General features: G+C 60.7%; 7 protein-coding genes. 5 read left to right on the top strand and 2 right to left on the bottom strand.

Going from position 1 to position 19768, the window contains the following annotated elements; genetic code table 11:
• Positions 1-113 precede the first annotated feature (113 nt).
• The 5 genes from NUH86_RS15385 to NUH86_RS15365 all read left to right on the top strand — a co-directional run bounded on the left by NUH86_RS15385 (position 114) and on the right by NUH86_RS15365 (position 9331).
• Complete coding sequence (locus NUH86_RS15385; RefSeq protein ID WP_267250303.1) at positions 114-1598, top strand: ADP-ribosylglycohydrolase family protein; 1485 nt, start codon at positions 114-116, stop codon at positions 1596-1598.
• Between the two features lie 128 nt (positions 1599-1726).
• Positions 1727-2767, top strand: a complete 1041-nt coding sequence (locus tag NUH86_RS15380) for a helix-turn-helix transcriptional regulator (RefSeq protein ID WP_267250302.1) — start codon at positions 1727-1729, stop codon at positions 2765-2767.
• A 65-nt stretch (positions 2768-2832) separates the two neighbouring features.
• Entirely contained in the window at positions 2833-4320 is a 1488-nt protein-coding gene (locus NUH86_RS15375) for a DUF2779 domain-containing protein (RefSeq protein WP_267250301.1), read from the top strand.
• Positions 4321-4391: 71 nt separating this feature from the next.
• Entirely contained in the window at positions 4392-5624 is a 1233-nt protein-coding gene (locus NUH86_RS15370; protein WP_267250300.1) for an exonuclease SbcCD subunit D, read from the top strand.
• Entirely contained in the window at positions 5624-9331 is a 3708-nt protein-coding gene (locus NUH86_RS15365; protein ID WP_267250299.1) for an AAA family ATPase, read from the top strand. The genes NUH86_RS15370 and NUH86_RS15365 overlap by 1 nt, the downstream gene beginning before the upstream one ends.
• A gap of 190 nt (positions 9332-9521) precedes the next feature.
• On the opposite strand, the gene NUH86_RS15360 is transcribed toward NUH86_RS15365, so the two are convergent.
• Positions 9522-12203, bottom strand: coding sequence for a DEAD/DEAH box helicase (locus NUH86_RS15360; protein ID WP_267250298.1), 2682 nt, complete (start codon positions 12201-12203; stop codon positions 9522-9524).
• Positions 12196-19431: a sacsin N-terminal ATP-binding-like domain-containing protein gene (locus tag NUH86_RS15355; protein WP_267250297.1), complete on the bottom strand. Its 7236-nt coding sequence runs from the start codon at positions 19429-19431 to the stop codon at positions 12196-12198. The genes NUH86_RS15360 and NUH86_RS15355 overlap by 8 nt, the downstream gene beginning before the upstream one ends.
• Between the last annotated feature and the right edge of the window lie 337 nt (positions 19432-19768).

Below are 19768 nucleotides of genomic sequence, written 5' to 3'. Positions count from 1 at the left end.
TTAGCCCCACAAAGGCCATGGAGAAGTAGGTACGACCGTATCTGTCAGATTCGGTCGTAATAGCTCTGACCGAGCCAAGCTGGTGACATCAGGAATGGCTAGAAAGGATAAGAATGAAACAAAGAGACGCTGCCCATACGCCCCGCACCAGCGCGAGCCATCCGCTGCAAATCGAGTTCGTCCAAACGCGCGACAACGGGGGTAGAATAGGAATCACATTCTGCCCCGGAAAAAAGCAGCATGATGCACTAACGGGTGCGTGGGACCGCGACCTTTGCGTCGACCTAGACGCCATTCAAGCTAGCGGAGCGGCGGCTGTCGTTTCTCTCATTGAGCCCTCAGAATTCCAGCGTCTCGGCGTGGATCGGCTCGGCGAGGAAGTACGCGCGCGTCACATGGACTGGTTCCATCTGCCCATTGCTGACGTGAGCATACCGGGGCCGTTGTTCGAGCAGGAATGGACCACCATCGGCGCAAATCTGCGCTCACGGCTACGCCAGGGCTTCGACATCGTGGTACATTGCAAGGGCGGCTTGGGACGCGCTGGAATGATGGCCGCACGCCTGCTGGTCGAGTTGGGAACCGAACCCAGCGCTGCCATAGACCAAGTGCGAATGGCTCGTCCTGGAGCGATCGAAACGCACGAGCAGCTCACTTACGTGAAGCAAAAAGCCGCAGTCGCAGAGGTCAGTCCCGCCCAGACGCCCGCGGCCACGCGTGATCGAGGCCGAGGCGCCTTGATCGGATTGGCTGTAGGCGACGCACTGGGAACGACATTGGAGTTTGCGCGCCGGGACACCTATCCCATTCTAACCGACATGATCGGTGGCGGCCCCTTCGGCCTGAAGCCCGGGGAATGGACAGACGACACGTCAATGGCGCTTGCCTTGGCGGACAGCGTCATATCCTGCAACGGCATCGATGAAGCGGATCTGATGAAGCGCTTCGTCGCGTGGCGAGATGAGGGAGCATATTCATCGAACGGGCACTGCTTCGACATCGGCACGACCGTCAGTGCGGCATTGGCCCACTGGGAGCGATCAGGAAACCCCATCGCCGGATCAACAGACCCCACCACCGCGGGGAACGGCAGCTTAATGCGCCTGGCGCCAATCGCTCTGCGGTATCATGAAGATACCCCTTCCCTCGAAGAAGCAGCTGCACGTCAAAGCCGTGTCACGCATGGAGCGCCTGAGGCTGTAGATGCCTGCGTCATCTACGGGCGAATGATCGCGATGGCGATTTCCGGCAAGAGCCTCCACGATGTTCTCAACATCCACACAGAGAGCGTAACTGGGAAAATCTCTCACATCGTTGGTGGATCCTGGCGCGGTAAGCCGAGGTGGGATATCCGCGCTTCAGGCTATGTGGCGCATTCGCTCGAAGCCGCATTCTGGTGCATCGGCCGGACCGGCAGTTTCGCCGAGGCTGTCCTCACTGCCGCCAATCTAGGCGAGGACGCTGATACGACAGCTGCCATTACGGGCCAGCTCGCCGGCGCACTCTATGGCGAGAACGGCATTCCCGAAGCTTGGCGAAACCGGATCGTCGGATATGAACGCATCGGTGAAATGGCTGACCAGCTTCTGTCTCGGTAGATCCTCAGCGCGGTCCCTCCAGCCACAGCGCCGCACCTCCACGGTCGCGGGCCTCAATTTCCGCCTTTAGGCCCTTGAAAAAACGACGGGTGCGGTCGTAGTTGGACATAAATGGGGGGTAGTGCAGCATGACCGATCGTATGGCCAAACTGGATCGATTGTTGGCGCTCGTTCACGCGCTTTCGGAATCTACAGAGGGCCTGACGCTCGATGAGATGGCGGAAACGCTCGGCGTCAATCGCAGAACTGCCGAACGCATGCGCGACGTCATCGCTCGGCACTTTGACCTTGAGGAAGTGACAGAAGATCGCCGAAAGCGCTTTCTCATACGGGACAGCCTTCGCCGCGTTTATACCCGCCCCACTGCCGCTGAAGTCGCAGCACTACAGGCCGAGGTGGATGGACGACGAGAAGCTGGCCAAACGGTTCGTGCCGACCAATTGGCGAACCTTCTGGCAAAGGTGAAAGGGGCGTTCGATGATCGCGAGAAGCGCCGCATTGACCCTGATCTAGAAGCGCTCACTCGGCTTCAGCGGACGATGGTCACCGCGGGCCCTGTTGCGACCGTGCCTCCCGAGACAATCGCAACCGTCCAAGCTGCGATATTGTCCGGTAGCTGCCTCGAATTCAGCTATGCCGCCGTTCAGCAGCAGGAGCCTCGCTGGCGACGGGTCATTCCCTATGGCATCGTTCACGGCCCCCTGTCGTACTTGGTCGGAAAGATGCCCGACCGAGAGAATGATCCGGTCTATTATCGACTGGATCGCATGATTGACCCCCGGCTGAGCGAAAAGCTCGGCTGCGCCCCAGATGACTGGGACATCGACGCCTGGCTCGCCGACAGCTTCGCTGTCTGGCGAGACGAGAAGCAAGACGTCGTGCTTCGCGTCCACGCATCGGCCGCCTCGCGAGCGCGAGAATGGCGCTTCCATCGCCATCAGCAAATCGAGGAACTGGAGAATGGAGATCTTCTCATCCGCTTCACCAGCGGCGGCATGCGGGAGCTGGCCGAGCATCTGTTCACGTGGGGCAATGAGCTCGTCATCGAGCAGCCTGATGCCCTGATTGAGATGATGCGCCAGCGCATCGTGGCTGCGTTGACGATGTTGCCGTCTCAGGCCCAGCCATCCGAAGCGACCATTTCTGTCGCATCGACGATGCATGGTTGAATCATGACGATCAGCTCTCCAAGATTTTTCAGCCCCCTCCTCAACCTCATCATGAGGGTGGCAGCATGAGCGTCTCACCGCGCCCGCATGGTCTTTCCAAATCGAGGATCACCTACTTCGAGCAATGCCCGAAGCGGCTATGGCTATCGGTTCATCGCCCTGAACTCGCGGAAGATGATGAAGGTGCAGAAGCGCGATTTGCTGCCGGGCACGAGGTTGGCGCGGCTGCCTGCTCGCTTTTGCCGGGCGGTGTCATGGTGGAGGCTGAACCCGATCTGTCCGCTGCGTTGGCGACGACAAAGGCTTTGCTGGAAAACGGTCACGAGGATCCGATATTCGAGGCCACCTTTCAGCATGATGGCGTTCTGGTGCGCGTCGATATTCTCGAGCCAAATGGCCTCGGTGGCTGGCACATGGCCGAGGTAAAAAGTTCGACGAAGCCCAAGGACTATCACGTCAATGACCTAGCCACACAGGTCTGGGTCGCCCGCCAAGCCGGCGTGCAAATCGGCAGCGCAGCGATCCGCCATCTGGACTCCGACTTCGTCCTCAAAAATGAAGGTTCGCTCGAGGGTCTGTTTTTCGACAGCGACCTGACTTCAAACATCGAGGATCGCGTCGAAACGCGAGCCGCAGTAGTGGCAGCTGCACGCGAAACGCTCACTGGCATCGAACCCAGCATCCTTCCTGGCCCACATTGTAACGGGCTCCCGTGCAATTTCGCCACATATTGCGAAGCAGCGCTTCCTCCCGGCCCGGAATGGCCTGTTACCGTACTTCCATACGGGGGCGGCAATCAGTGGCTAAAGCGCGGGGTCGAGGATCTTCTCGAGGTCGACCCTGCGGCGCTGACCAATCCGACCCATCAACGGGTGTTTCAAGCCACCCTTACCGGCGAACCCGATCACAACGTGGAAGGGGCCAGATCCGCCATGGCGGATTGGGCCTTCCCCCGAACGTGGTTGGACTTTGAGACGATCGCTTTTGCTATTCCTCGCTGGGTGGGTACCCGCCCCTATCAACAGGTGCCGTTCCAGTTTTCCGCTCATGTGGAAGCGGAGGATGGAGGCCTTCAGCACCATGAATTCCTCAGCCTGGACGGGGCGGACCCACGCAGGGCCTGTGCCGACGCGCTGGTGACGATGATCCCTAAGTCGGGCGCGGTAGTCGCTTACAACGCTAGCTTTGAAAAGGGGCGCCTCCGCGAACTTGCTGACTTTTTTCCCGATCTGGCGGACGATCTCAATTCGATCATTGAGCGGGTCGTTGACCTTTTGCCGGTCACGCGCGCCAACTGGTATCACCGTGACCAGCGCGGCAGTTGGTCGATCAAAGCCGTTCTGCCCACAGTGGCCCCAGATCTTGATTATTCAGAGCTTGAGGTCAAAGACGGCGGGAACGCCCAGGCCGCCTATCTGGAGGCCATTTCCCCCGCAACGACAGAAGATCGCCGAGCGGCGCTCGGTACGGCGCTACGAGCTTATTGCGGGCGAGACACAGAAGCCATGATCGTCCTTGCCAAACACCTCTGCCAGCACGGGGATGGCTGCTAAGGCAGCACCGGCCAGATCTTCCGCGATCGAGTTACGTCCATTTCTGTCGCCAATTTTGCGAAACTGAACCCATGACCGAATCGATACCCGCCTTCCGGCTGATCCATAGTTCTGACTGGCATATCGGGCATGAGCTGTTCAGCCATGAACGAGAGGCAGAGCATGAGGCTTTTCTCTCCTGGCTCCTTGATCGCCTCGTGGCCGAAGAAGCGGATCTGCTGCTCGTCACGGGCGACATTTACGATGTGGCGAACCCGCCGGTGTCAGCCATGGCACGGCTTTATGCCTTCCTACGGGATGCCACGACGCGCTGCCCCGATCTGCAGATCGTCATCATTGGCGGGAACCATGACAGCGCCGCGAGGATCAATCTACCCGCCGCACTTCTCGGACCAGGACGCATCCACCTTGTGGGCTCCCTGCCGCGCACAAACGGCATAGCAGACCCGGATCGATTGCTGATCCCGCTCACCGATCGGACGGGTAAGCCCGCAGCATGCTTGGCAGCCGTTCCCTACTGCCGGCCTGGAGATATTGGCGCTGGCGGGCTCCCAGAGTTGTACGCCAATGTTCTGACGGCGGGCGCTGCACGAGCAGACGGGCTGCCTCTCATAGTGACCGGCCACCTTCACGTCGCGGAAGGGGACATCTCTGAACATTCAGAACGTCGAATCACCGTAGGGGGTGAGGAAGCCCAGGCCACAGCCCTTTTTGACGACCGAGCAGCTTATGTTGCGCTTGGCCATCTTCATCGCCCTCAGACGATCAAGGGCGATACTCTGATCCGCTATGCGGGTTCGCCATTCCCCTTGTCCGCAACGGAAAGGCTCTACCGACATTCAGTCAGCATAGTCGACCTTGCTCCGGGCGGCGCGACCGTCCGAGAGGAAGAAATTCCCCGAATCGTCCCCTTTCTGACGATCCCGGCTGACGGCCCAAAGCCGATCAGCGAGGTGGAGGTCGCAATTCAGGGACTGGACCACGATCACGATCTTCCTCGCGGGCTGCATCCATTTGTGGAGGTTTCAGTCCTCGTTGATGGCCCTGAACCCAACCTACAAGCTCGGATCATGACGGCACTCGATGGGAAGGCTGTGCGGCTGACGCGCATTGCACGGGTCTCGGCTCGTGAGGCCACCAACCAAGCCATCGCTGAGCGCGATGTAGAGCTAGCCGAACTGCTTCCTGATGCCGTGTTCGCAGAGCTGTTCGAGCGGGCTCACGGCAGCGAACCGCCGGACGATTTAAAGCAAGCGTTTCAAACCCTTCTCATCGAGACACAAACATCGAGGGAGGACGCCTAATGCGTGTCCTGGCAATCCGCGGCCGTAATCTCGCCAGCCTGAACGGCGATTTTGAAGTTGATTTCGAAGCTGAGCCACTGAGCGACGCCGGCATCTTTGCGATCACCGGTCCGACCGGTGCAGGGAAATCTACCCTGCTCGACGCCATGTGCCTGGCATTGTTCGATTCGGTACCACGTCTCGGCGCAGCACCGGCACGAGCCAAGTTCGAAACTGCCCAAGGTGACGAGCTGTCGGCCGGAGACCCAAGGGCCATCCTTCGGCATGGCTCCGGCGAGGGTTTCGCCGAGCTCGACTTTGTTGGGCGAGACGGAGAGCGCTACCGCGCCCGGTGGACCGTGCAGCGCGCTCGTCAGAAGACCGATGGCCGCATGCAGGCCACCCGGCACAACCTCACGCGCCTTGCTGACGGCGAGATCCTTGGCGGGACCAAAACTGAAACGCTGGCGGAGATTCACCGTCTCGTCGGTTTGTCAGCTGAGCAGTTTCGTCGGGCCGTCCTCCTGGCACAGGGCGATTTCGAGGCCTTCATCAAAGCTGACGATAACGAGCGAGCCCAGCTACTCGAACGGCTGACGGGGTCGCATATTTATGCGAGTCTTGGCCGCGCAGCTCATGAAAAGGCTACGACGCTCCGGGCCCAGCAGCAGGCAATCCTTGACCGCATTGAGGCGCAGAACGGCCTCGACGACGAAGCCCGTCGGATTGCCGAAGAACGGCAAAGTGAGGCGAAGGCGGTCGCGGATCGAACCGCCGCTACCCTTGGAGAACTCTCCAACGCTGTTCGCTGGGAGACCGATCGTGCGGCCTTGGCCAACAAGGTGGCAGAATGTGAGCTAGCCGCGTCGACCGCAAGCGCAGCCCGCGAAGAAGCCGCCCCTCGGCATGAGGCCCTGCGCCTGCGTAAAGCCGCGTTCGCCCTCGCAGGAGACTGGACCGCCGTCCAGGATGCGGCCATCCTGGCGCAGGAAGCGCGCCAAACTGTTGTAGTGCGGCAAAGTGAATTGGAGCAAGCGAACGATCGCGCGACGCAGACGGCAGCTGAAGAAAAGCACGCAGCAGCTCAGCTCCGGCTCGAAACTGAACGGGTCGCCGCTCAATCTTCTGAGATCGAAGAAGCCCGTGCGATCGACCGGAAGCTTTCCGAAACAAGCGCATCGCTTGATGGCATAGCAGACGTTCGCGCTGCGCGCGCGCAAGCCCTGTCCAGATGTCGGCAGCTTGAGCAGGCCGCTAACACCTTGTTGGCTGAGGCTACAGAAACTCGTGACGCTCAGGCGTCGTGGCTTGCGGCGAACGCCGAGCTTGCCACGTTGGCTGCACAGCAGCAGGAACTCTCTGCAGAGCTCGTCGAGATCGCAGCCGTCGATATAAAGCTGTCCGAGCTTTCAGAGAGCGCAAAGGAAGCAGAGGCCTCCAAAATAGAGGCCAACGCCACATGGGAAGCCGCGAAGGCAGCGGAAGAGGGAACCGCCGCAGCTGCCACATGGGCTCGCAACATTTTGGACGAGGCTAAGGCTTCAGCACCATCCGATGCCGCCTTCTCAGCGATCATTGAAAAACGGGATCGCCTGGGAGGTCTTTCCCCTCTCCTGGTAGACTGGAAGCATCAAGAAGCTCAGGTAGAAACATCCCGTGATCTCCTGGTCCGTCTACGCAGCAATCTCGATGACGCTAAGGCCGAACGCAAAGATCTGGTCGTCCGGCATTCCCAGGTCAGCTCCTCCCTTCCTATTCTGCGAGCGCAATTGCAGGAGGCACGGCGTGCGAGCGAGTTAGCCGAAACGGCCTCGGGCGAAGCGGCAATGCAACTTCGCGCCACGCTTGAGGATGGACAGGCCTGCCCGGTTTGCGGGGCGACCGAACACGCATTGAGTGCAATCGACTCGCTCTTGGGGCTACAGCTTCGGGAGCAGCGGGAGCGCATCGCCCAGCTGGACGCCTCACTGTCTTCAAAGACCGCTGAAGAGGCCGTTCTGGCCACAGGGATTCAGGCTACTGACCAGTCAATCCTCCGACTGGACCACGAAATAGAAAGTCAGACCGCCGCATTGGCGGCGGCCAGCAATAATGCCCAATCTGCCTTTGCCATCCTGTCAGAAAAATGCGGCTCGGTGGGCCTTGATCCGGCCGGGCCGGACTTCGAAGCTACTCTGCAAAGCGAACACGCCGCGCTGGACAAGCAGCGCGCTTCGATGACGGAGGCGAGGACCGCAGTCACGATCACGCAGGTCGCCGATGAAAAGGCTCGAAACGAGTGGGAGAAATGCCGCGCAGCCTCCAGTCTCGCCGCTCAGACAGTGCGCGATATCGAACAGCAATCGAGCGGCATAGCGGAGCGCCGATCGCACGCTAAAGAAACACGAGATCGGCTCGCGCGATCGATCGACGCAAGGGTCGGGGGCAGCGCAGACTGGCGACAGTTGCCTGACCCAGCAGCCTGGCTCGATGAATCTGCCAAGGCTTGGCGTGCCCACTCTGCGGAACATTCACGGCTTCTCGCCGCAATTCCGGGGCTGGAGAAATCCGTTGCTGACGCGCGTACAGAGACCGCCACAGCCGCCGCCCGGTTCGACGAAATCGAGTCTCAAGCGAAGGGGTGGGAGGAAGATCAGCTTCGGCAAACAGACACTCGGAAAAGCCTGCTTGACGGCGACACGGTGGATATCGTCGTCGCCCGCAACGAAGCGGCCCTATCGCAGAGCCGCCGCGCTTTGGAAGTTGCCCAAGTAGAGGCCAGCAAGGCGCGAGAGCAGCAGGCGGCCGCAACCGCTCACAAAGAGTCCGCGGACCAAGAAGCAGAGCGCAGGATCAAGGACCATCTGGATCGCCAAGGTCGATTTCACGCACGCCTTACTGAGTTGGCGATCGAAGAAGACGTCGTCGCCGACGCAGCTCAAGCGGGACAGGAGGCGATCGATCAGGAGGTTGAGGCTCTTGCCAACATCGACAAGGCTGCGGAGCATGCCGCTGCCCTACTGATTCAACGGCAGCAGGATCTGACCCGCCACGATCAGACTGACCCTCCTTCCCTCTCCGGCGACGCCCTTGCTCAAGCGGTCGGCGAAGCCAAGCGCGCGGACGAGGCGGCCCAGAAGGCGTTCCAAGATGTTCAGTTTGTCCTCCGCCGGGATGATGAGGTACGGACGCAGACTACGAAGCTGCGTGCCGACCTGGAACGCGAGCGGGCAGCGGCGCGGGTGTGGCTCGCCCTTGATGAACTCATCGGCGATGCGACGGGTGCTCGGTTCCGGCGCTTCGCCCAAGGGCTAACGCTTGACCGACTGCTAGCGCACGCAAATTCGAGGCTGGCGGATCTCAAGCCCCGTTATGAACTCCAGCGCGCGCCCAGCGGCGACATGCTTATCCAAGTGATCGACCATGACATGGCTGGCGAAATCCGTGGGGTGCACAATCTTTCAGGCGGCGAGCGTTTCCTGATTAGTCTTGCCTTGGCACTCGGCCTTGCCGAAATGTCGACTGGCCGCGGCCTCAAGATAGAAAGCCTGTTCATCGATGAAGGATTTGGCGCACTGGACGGCGCCAGCCTCGGCCAAGCCCTGTCTGTCTTGGAGCATCTTCACGCGACCGGGCGCCGAGTAGGCGTCATCAGCCATGTCGAAGAGATCAAAGAACGGATCCCCGTGAAGATTGAGGTGACGCCCGTCGCCCGTGGTCGTAGCGAACTATCGGTGATCAGTGGATAGCCCGCTGATTTTGCATCCGGACATGCTCTGATGTTCGGACTCAAGATGCCCGCTGGCCAAACGGAGTGGCCGTTGATGAAATCTCCGGTCGGGAAGGCTGCGATTCTGCTGGCTGGCTCTTTTCGTTCTCACAGGAGGCACTTTCCGACACGTGCGCACTCACGGAGCGGTTGAGAAAAGGTGCGTTCGCTCAAACTGCCATCTCCTCAGGGACAAGCAACACTTCGCCTCTTACGGTCGGACGGGTCATGCCTTCTGCGATGCCTGGCGCTGCCTCATAGGCGTGCGCCAGCAAGGCCTTGGTGAGCGTTGCCAGAGCCGCGCCTCCGTTTTGCAGGGAGGTTGTCGCAGCATCCGATCGGCCAAGACGGTTCAACCGCTGTAGCAGTTCCCAGTCGCGAAGGATGTGCACCTCGCCCTCAGGATCCTGCCACGCCCCGATCACAACACGGCTGACCGTTTGGCCTTGGCCAGTGACTTCATCGCTAATCGTGGCAACAAGCAGCGGAGAATCAAGCCTGTTGCACGTTGCGAGAAACACGTCGCGCCTCTCACTTTCCAGCAGAGCGCGGTCGAACAGTGCATGGCCGACGCCTACCAATCTGGTCGGAGCCTGCTTTGAGTCGATCGGGGCGTTGCGATCGAACACGAGGCCCGAGTACTTCTTACTGATAGCGTAGTCGGACTTGCTCCAGGCATCGGGCGAGTTCACCTCTAATCCGTCAGCGCGGCTCATGGCGCGGCGCCCCTGACGTTCCAGCTCAAGTTTCAAAAAGCGTTCGAGATCTGGCAGATCAACTTGGGGCAGATTACGCCCGACTTGCGCGAAATCGAAGCGGCTGACGCTGCCAAGCATATTCCGAACGCTCTCTACGACGTCGCGCCCACCGATCGTGGCGGAACGCTGGTCGAACCATTGAGTCAGCCCTTCTCTCCCGCGCGTCTGCCCATCGGCAAAGATCGCTTCGATCGTCGCCGGACCGCTCATGCCTACAACCAGCTGGCTGATGTCCTCGCGCTCATCCATCGCGACGTCGAGCGCGGCCTGTATGCGCTCCAGCTTGGCATTGAGAAGATCCCAGATCCGCGCCTCGACGGTGTCTGGATTTCGCAGGATGAAAACTTCGACTGGCCGCTTCTGACCATAACGCGACAGACGGCCAACCCGCTGGTGCAGCCGCATCGGGTTCCATGGCATGTCCACATGAACCAGCGTGGCGCAGCGTTCCTGAAGGTCGATGCCTTCCCCTGCAGCCTCCGTCGACACGAGGAAGCGCACCTTCCCACCGTTGAATGCGTCGGCCGCTGCCTCCCGAGTCCAACTACGCGGGCCGCGGCTGCCATTCGCGAGCGAAAGGTCGTCGAGCCGTCCGTCACCGTTGATGAAGGCGCAGCATCCATGCCCGAAGCGAGCGTGAAGCGCATCGACGACCATCGCCTGCGTCGCCTTATATTCAGTGAACAGCAGGACCGGTTCATTTTCCGGCAAATCCTTGTCGATCAGGCCGACAAGTCGCTCGATCTTCTGCTCGCGCACGATCGGCTCGGCGAGTTCCAGCAGTTCATCGAGACGCGCGACCTCGCCGTCCATCAGCTCTACCAGCATCTGCGCCAAGGTGTTCTCTACCTGGACCGCCTGCTCGTCGAGCGTTTCGGCCTCCTCGGGAATGCTGAGTGCCACTCTCGCATTCTCGGCCACGGCCGCCAGTTTTGCTCGGCGCTTGATCAGCGCGCTACGGATAGCCGCAATCGAGGATGCGGCGAGCTTCTGCAGTGCAATCAGGAGCAGCATCCTGGCAGACTGCGCTCTTCCATCGAGTGTAGAAGCATAGGCGCGGCCGTCGATGATGAAGGCGCTTAGTGTTTCGTAGAACGCGGCCTCGGCTCCGGAGAAGGCATAATCGCGCGTCTCGACTGTGACCGGCGTGAACAGGCGTTTGCCCTTAAGATCGGTGACCGTAGCCTTGTTGTTGCGGATCATGAAGTCGGGCAACGCGGCGAGCTGTTCATCGACGTCTTTGTCCGGCCCGAACCGTTCGGCATCAAGCAGGCTCAGCAGAGAGAAGAAACCATGATCCTTCCCGCGGTGAGGCGTCCCGGTGAACAGCAGCAGCGACCGGATTTTCTGTCGCCTCTCCATCTCCTTCAACAACTCAAGCGAAAGCGTCTCCCCTGTTCTCTCGTCGGCATGAAGGTGATGCGCTTCATCGACAACCACCGCGTCCCACGGCTCGGCATCCAGGAATCGACTGGCCTGAGCGCGACCCTCAGCGACCTCGCGCCTAAGTGTATGAACTGAGGCAACGACCATCTGCGCCGTTCCCCAGAAATCGGCAGTGGGTTTGTCGACCTCACGGTCGTACATCTGCAGGCGGAGATCGAACATCTGGCGCAGTCGCGCCTGCCACTGCGGCACCAATTTGGCGGGCGCGAGTATCAGTAAGCGGCGCACCTGCGCGCGTGCCACCAGTGGCATGAGGACCAGGCCCGCCTCGATTGTCTTGCCGAGGCCCACATCGTCGGCGACCAACCAGCGGAACGGCCACTGGCGGTTGACCTTGTGACAGACCCAGAGCTGGTGTGGAAGTAGCTGCACGCGCGAGCGCGAGAACACACCCCACTGGTCGTTGACCGAACGGATCGCGAGCGCGCTGGCACGCAGCAGGCCATCGGCGCTATCATCGAGCTGGCCGGCGCCCAACGCAAGTTCGAGCGAGCGGGCAAGAGCGAGTTCGGAACGCAGGACCTGTTGGATCTCCGCGCCGAAACGGACCACTACCGTGGCACCGGTATCGGCAATGACTTGTCCAGTACCGTGAATCGGGTGCGAAACGGGGGTATTGGGCGCTAGCGCATCGGCGGCATCAAGCATTTTCCGTCACCTCATCGAGATCAGGGGCGATCCAGGTTCCCTTGAGAATTTGGGTACGGGCGGGCAACCATCCGCGGCCGGGTTCACGGGTATTGAGCAGTTCTAGCGGCAAGTCGCCGTCTGTCCCGAAGGGCATGTCAACCCCCACTTCCTCAAGCACGGCGTCATGCAAGGCCCGCCCCTCATCAATGCCAGATTCGAAATCGCCGAGGCCGATCGCGCTGGCAAAATGGCGAATTCGGAGCCGTGCGCTCCACGCGAAGGGTTGGACGATTTCCGCGTCATCCTCGTCATAGACGCCACGCCTTGCCAGCTCACGCACGATCCAATTCGCCCCCATACCGAGGGACCGGGCGATCGGCGCGGCATCTAGCCCCATCCGGGCGACGATGTGGCTGCTGGACGGACGCAACAAATCACGGAGCGCCAGTTTGTCGTCATGCTGGCGCACCATCTGTGGTAGATTGAGAAAAATCTCACGATAGGTTTCAAGATGCCTCGCGATCATGCACATATCGCCAAGGCAACGTCGCCACATGAGATAGTCGTCTGCCGCGCCGATCTCTGTCCAGTCGAGCAATCGCTGGACATACGGCTTCAATTCGCGATCACTTTCGTCGATGGTCGCGAGATCGCGCCACCACCCTTCATTTACACAGCGCTCAATGAAGCCACGCGACTGCTGAGGCGTGATCCGGCCCAACGTCTGAAACGAACCGAGCGAGAGCAGCGTGAACCAGGCCACGTCATCCATATCGATGAGGTCCGCCGGGTCGCAGAGCTCGCCGTATGTGAGGCGATCATGCCGCGCAACTAGGGCAAAGCGGTTTTCCTCCCACCAGGAGGCCACGTCTTGAAGGATTTCCTCGGCGCTGCGTACGACATCATCCTCGAAATCGAACGCCGATTGGGGAGAAGAAGGATTTTCGCTGTTGTTGACGAGTCGGGCCTCGATCGAAAGCTGCTGCTGGCGGCTAAGCTGACGATATTCTTTCAAAGATTGAAGGTCGGCGACGGTGGAGAGCCATTCGATCCCACCAATCTCGCTGGGGCGATCGGCCAAATAGGTGAGGGCCGCAAAAAGGCGAGCTGAGTCCTGATTAGCGGTTGCGAGATATTTGCGTACGATGGTCTGAGAATAGCCCGCCAGCGCGCGCACGAGGTGAGCAAATTCCACCGCATTGCCCGTATAGTCAGAGTTAAGCCTGCCCGCGGCGGGCGCAAAGGCGGCGCGCTGTCGCTCAGTCTCGCCCTCCTGAGTCTCGCGTGTGTCTTGCGGGAACAATAACTGGTTAGAACGCACATAGCTGCCGTCCTCAGGCAGCAGTAGAACATCGCGCAACGCGCGTTCCGCCCGCTGGCGCTCCTCAGGATGCCAATTCTGGCGTTCACTCGAATTGAACACCGTGCCGAACGCCGCAGCACGAACCGGATCAACACCGCCACCGGAGAACAGCCGCTCTGCGAGTACGCCAAGATCGATCCCGGCCACCTTGTCGAAGCCGAGTGCCTCTAGATTTGCGGCCCACCCCGCGTTTATCGCGTGGTTGTGAAAACCGAGTTCATCGCCCCAAGCTCTAACGCACTGCAATGTCGCGGGATCTGCTAGGGTATTTCGATAGACGCCCTCAACCTCATCAGCGCAAACCAGACCGCCTCCGGACAGTGGTACCACCGGACATGCATCGACGAGCGCAGCCAGTCCGCGCAATGCGCCAACTTGGAGAGACTGCCCAACTCGCCCATGCAGTTCAAGGGCAAGTTGGTCATGCGTGTCATCGATCATGCGGTCGATTAAGAGCGCGAAGAAATCGTCGCGACCATCGACAGCCAGCCCAGCTATAGGCGCTATCTCGTCCCAGCCCTGAAAAAATTCGACTAGCCGATCACCAAGCGGGGCCCCAAGCGCGCGCATAGCGCGGCGTTTGTCTTCTCCCTGACCATGGAGCCCGCGTCGCCCCTGGTCCATCTCAAACCGGCCGTCAATCAACCACGCGGCGTTCACCGTCTCGCCATCCAGCGGAGCAAGGTTCCACAGCCGGCTCCACCCTTTGGCGAACGGCACTGGCGTACCCGCGATGAGCTTGATGTAGAGATAATGCTGGCGGCCAAGATCAAGGCGCAAAGAGCGCTGATCGTGGCCATACTGAACCGCAGCGATACCTGGAGCGACCTCAGTGACGGCGGCTTCGCCACTACGGGTTTCGCCGCCGTCCTTGATCACGATTTCGCCGATTTCTGGCGCGGTAACGGGCAGGAACGGTGCGACCTCAACGAAGCAGTTCCACGCATCGGCTGCAGCATGCTCCAAACCGGGGGAAATCGGCATATCGATGATCGTCGCCTGCGCGTCTTTGGTGTTATGCAACTGCTGAAGAGCACGGCCATCTTCCCAATTTTTAGGAATCAATCCACCTTCGATGCGAAAGCGCAGCCGCCCGCTAGCGACACCCACATTGTCGCTCAACATGTGGGTCGTCTTGAAGCCAAGGCCGTGCTTGCCGTGATCGGCTTCCTTCTCAGATGAGTCGAGATCGAGCATATTATCGAGATCGCGCGCATAGCGGGCAGGCGTCAGCGGGCCGCCCGGCACGTTGACCGGCCGCCCCCAGTGGATGAAGCGAAGGTGGCAAATCGCGCCCGTTTCGTCGCGTTCAGCCTCGACGCGAACGTCGGAAGGCTGGCCTTTCTGACGGGCCGCATCGACCGCGTTCTGGAAGAGCTCGAATAGCGTCCGCGATGGCGCGTAGTTGCGCCGCAACATCTTCTCTCGGACCGACGCGAGCAATTCCTTGCCTGCCTCCGGGCGAGAGATCGCTGCCCACAGATTGTCCTTGGCGCGCTGCCGCGCAGCGGTATCGTCCTGTTCGTGGCGGCCCTGTTTGCGGTCGTCGTCGTAGCGGCTCAATGCCGATTTGAGATAAGTTCCGCGAGTCAGCTTCTTGATCCGCTCGGCCAAGCCGTCGCGGATGTCGGCGATTAGTTCGTCAAGAGTTGCTTGGTCGGAGGCGAGGTAGCCATCGAACTGGGCCAGCACCGTGCTAGACTGGTTTTGCATCCGCATACCGATCGGTTCGACGAGCTTTTTCACCGCATCGCGCAGCAGATTTGTGGCGTGCGTTAGATCCCGGGGTTCGATCGGCGACATTGTCAGCTGCCAACTATGGACCCCATCGCCCGTCTTCAAACAGCCGTAGAGCAGCGCGCCTTCCCGCTCGGCAGCAGCCAGCATGGTCGTGCCCGCGGCTGACAGCGTCAGTGCCTGGCCGTCCTGCACCGGAACTACCATCAGGCGCAGGCGCGCCATGTGCTCCGCCAGCGGATCGTACAAGCCCAGTTGTCGGCGCGACCGGTCATCAAGGTCTGCACATATGTCGTCGAAACCGGGATTGCCCATGAATTGGCTAGCGACCCGGCGAATGGCCTTTTCGCGCCCCAACATGGCCAGAACCATTAGCACCGCAGTGTGCAGTTCGTGGAAGGGCTGGAACGGCTTGAACAGCGCCTCAACCATGTCCCCGATCGGCCGGCACGCTACCTCTTTGCCAAATGCGGCCGGCGAATGATCGGCAGGCACATCGAACCGCCATTGCCGCGCTAACAGATCGCGCGGTTCCACACCTGAGGCAGAGAGGGCCAGTTCGTCGGCACGGGCAAAGCGACCGGCCTCGCTTTCCACCAGCACATCGGCGGGCAGAAAATCGGTTTCGGTACGCAGGTCTGGGGCATGCTTCTCAAAACCGGCGCGCCACAACCTGCGGGCGGCCTCACCGACCTGACCATCGCGCCCGGCGATTCCGGCCAGCGCATTGAGTTGGTCGACGACGGCATCGAGATCGGGGGCGGCAAAGCGGATGCCGGCCATGACCGCTCGTAGCGCCTCCTCATCCGGAAAGTTGCGGAGCGTACTAGCAACGATCGGCCAAGCGCCTTCGGCCAGGTCGCAGCGCGCGTGCGCAAGCTTTGTCAGATCCGCCCGCCAGTTCAACGTATCCACGATCAACCCCGCCAGGCGGCTTTCGGCCGCGTCGCGCAGCACCCGGCGGAAAGCCGTTGCTCGATCGTCGACGAGGCGATGGCGATCAAGCGCCGAAAGCAGGTCGGGGGACAATTGCTCGCGGAGGACCGGGGTCTGTGCAGCCATCACCTGGGTCCACGCATCGGCAGCGCAAGTCGGCAGGTCGAGCACATCGCGCGGCGCACGGCCGCGCCCATCCACCGCCAACCAAGCCCGATCACGCAGATCCGCATCCATCGAATCCTCGAGTGACGCGATACTGCCCAGCACCTCGGCTATCTCCGAGCAGAACCGATGCGGTTCGGCACTGTCTAGCGCGAGCCTAACCTGGCGCTGCGGACTCCATCCGACTATGAGGGCATTTTGCACGGCAGAGGCGCGCGGATCAGGCCAAGGGTCCAAAATCCGCACGAGCCTTCGCATGGTCACGGGCACGGCATTGAGCCCACCTCGAAGCAGGGTGTCCGCACGGTGCAGTCCCTCCTCATTCATCGCCCGGTGCAACGCCAATTGCATTAGGACTTCTTTCGAGAGGCCCGACGTAAGTAAAGTTTCAGCCTGATTTTCGCTAAATGGCTCGACGAAGCTGCGCCGGCGCACCAGCTGTTCACCGAGCCAGGCCAGATCGAGATCCTCAATGTCGGTCTTGCGCGCCTCCTCGTGGCCGAGCTTGTCGGCGATGGCCGGGTCAAGCAGACGGATTGAGACATCATCCGCCATCAATTTATGGACGAGAGATCCCAGCGCCACAGGCAAGCCGACAAGCCGCGCCAACGTGACCTGATCACGTAGGCCCGGTTCGCCCGTTATCAGCCGCCGCATCAGCGGTGCCGGCATGTGTTCGCGCAATTCCTTGAACAGTTCGACCCGCGCTGAAATCGGGCCGAATTGCAGAACTTTTCCCAGCACCGCGACCTTGTCGGATACCGTGTTCGACGAAGCCAACGACATGCCCGGCGGCGGGGGGAGCGCGATATTCTGCCGCAAGTGGTAGATCACCGGCTCAACAATCGCGCTGGCAAGCTTTTCAAGCTGCGACTGCGGGCCATGGTGGAACAGCAGCTTCTCGCGCATGAGGTCGAGGACTTCCGCGGGGGAGAGCATGATGTCTGCTCGATCATCAACCCGCACAACGGGGATGACCTTCAGCGATGCTGCCTTGCTGTCGCGCGCCAGTTCGGCAAGCGTCAGGCCGTTCTGCAGAACAAGTCCGATGAGTGCGAGCGCCTGATCGAAGATGCGGCTCGGCCGCTGGGTCACCGATTCAAGCACAGCCAGCAACGACACTGCTTCGTCACGCGCAAGCCTACGCGTTTGCTTCGCCTGCTCCTCGCTTATCCATTCTGCGCGAATGCACAATGTGTCTGGAAGTTCTGCAAGGCGAGCGAGCAACTCCGGATCGGTCACCGACTTGGGGAGGACGAGCACCTGATCGTGCGGCAGATGCAATGTCAGTCGCCTGAGCTGGGCCATCGGCGCCAACTTCGTGCCATTGCGCATGGCAGCGCGAAACGCATTCGCCATTGCGGCCCGGGCCAACGGACCAATCTCGCCGCCGCCCGTGCTGGCATTGTAATCGAGAATTTCGACCAATGTATTGGCGGCATCCTTGCTCGATAGAGATGCTGGGGCGAAGCCGGCTACCAACTCGGCCAGCTCACGATCCTCCCACGCAGGGCGCGCTTCGCCGAGCGTGACGCCTTGCGCGAGCACGAACTCATTTGCTGTGCACCAATCAAGAAAGCCCTTCCACGCCTCCGTGAGGCGGCGCGGGCGAGTTGCCTCGGACGAAGGCATTGGGCGCAGTTGCGTCGCCTTCTCGATGCGCCAGTTGCTATCGCTCCCATCGAGTCTCCGCACCAGCGCGCGACCTCCGCAAATCGCTCTCGCCCTCTCCCGCCACCAACGACTTTCACCAAGAGCGCGAATCAGCTCATAGCGGTCGTTGTTGGCTTTGATGCCGAGGACCGCCTGAGCCACAGCGTCGAGCACGCACGGGAGCGAAGCTTCGGCCTGCAAGGCTTCGTTCCAGCGGAGCTTGATCGCGTCCTGCCCCCTGTTACCGTCGTTAACAAGAATACTCGCGCGATTGCTCGACACAAAGAAGTCGCCGTGGACGACGATGTCGACATTTTCATTTCCTAGCAGCGCGGGATCGCCAAGTACGACACTGCGGTCCTTGGCCGGGTCACCGAGCGGCAGATAGACACCCTGCCATATGCGTAGTCGCGCGGACTTGCCGGGACCTACCGGGTGCCGGCAAATGATCGACGCTCCATGTGGCGTGGCTTTCGCCTTGTCCAGCCCGGTCAACGTCCAAGCAGAGGGCCAGTCACCTTCTTGCCTCAGCGTCACAGCCGTTCCATCGGTGAGGCTGCGCTGGGCGCCATGTACCTCGCACGCTTTCCCGTTTACAGTGAAGCGCCCCCCAAACGCTGCCTCCATCTGACGCTGGGCGTCATCGCCAGGGCCGGAGAGGCGCGTGCCCCCCGGCTGAACTTCGGCGCGCCAGGAAATTTCGCCCGGGCATTCGATGTCGATCCGCACGAGGTGACGCAGGCAACTTATTGTGGCGTGGAGCTGCTCGCCATCTACAATATCCTTCAATGCGTCGCGAGGATTCCATTGCGCTCTGGTCAGGCTAATCCGGGAGTCAGAACTGGGCCGCAGCGTATCAGTGCGCAACGGGATGTAGAGAACGAGCCCCATCGCCATCCCCTGACCATCGGCCCAATCAGCCAACAGCATTTCATCCTTCGCCGAAAGCGACTTCCATGCGCGGGCGTGATCGGCCTCAGCGATTTCCTCATACGGATTGAGGATCATCGTGGTCGGCTTAGGACCGCCATCGATCCGGGCGAACACGGGATATGCATCGCACAGGTGGTAAAGCGCCTTCTGGCCTAAACCGAAGCGGCCGACCGCCTGGCCGTCACCACCCTTACTGCCGCCGGCAGCCAGTTGCAATCCCTCCCAGTTGCTCGAACTCACCGGACCATCATTGGCGACAAAGATCCCAGGCGCACGCAACAGCACGTTGTCAGCATCAGGGAAGCCGTCGTGCCCGGCCAAGAGAAGCCGAGTAGCGCCTACATCATCAGCGTTCTGAATTAGTTCCTTGAAGATCGTGAAGCCCGATCCGTAACTTTCCGAGAGCAAGGTCTGGATCTGCTGTATGGTCGCCTGCGGCGTGGTCTTCAGTGCGGTCATGCAATTTCAACTCAAGAGTTTCTGAGGCCAATTATTCATCAGATGCGAGATTTCACCGATGGCTGCTAGGTTGTAAGCGCCACAAACTCCGTGCCGCTACCGAACCGCCAGCGATCACGAAGATCTGAGCGAGATTACGCTCCGCCCATATACAGGGCACGGGGGCCACGGTTGACGGCAGCTGGCGCTGAATTGATGGATTCTTGACATGCGCTACAGCGTGGCACGATCAAGCGACAAAATTGGTCGCACCATCATTCGCCTCGAATTCCGTGCGCTTGGGTAAATGGCGCAAACCAGCGGGTGCTTTGACGAGATGCAGCTATCAATCAGAATG

The sequence above is a fragment of the Sphingobium sp. JS3065 genome, from assembly GCF_026427355.1.
Classification (GTDB): Bacteria; Pseudomonadota; Alphaproteobacteria; order Sphingomonadales; family Sphingomonadaceae; genus Sphingobium.
Note: the sequence above shows the minus strand (reverse complement) of the source record. Positions and strands in the feature narration are given on the sequence as shown.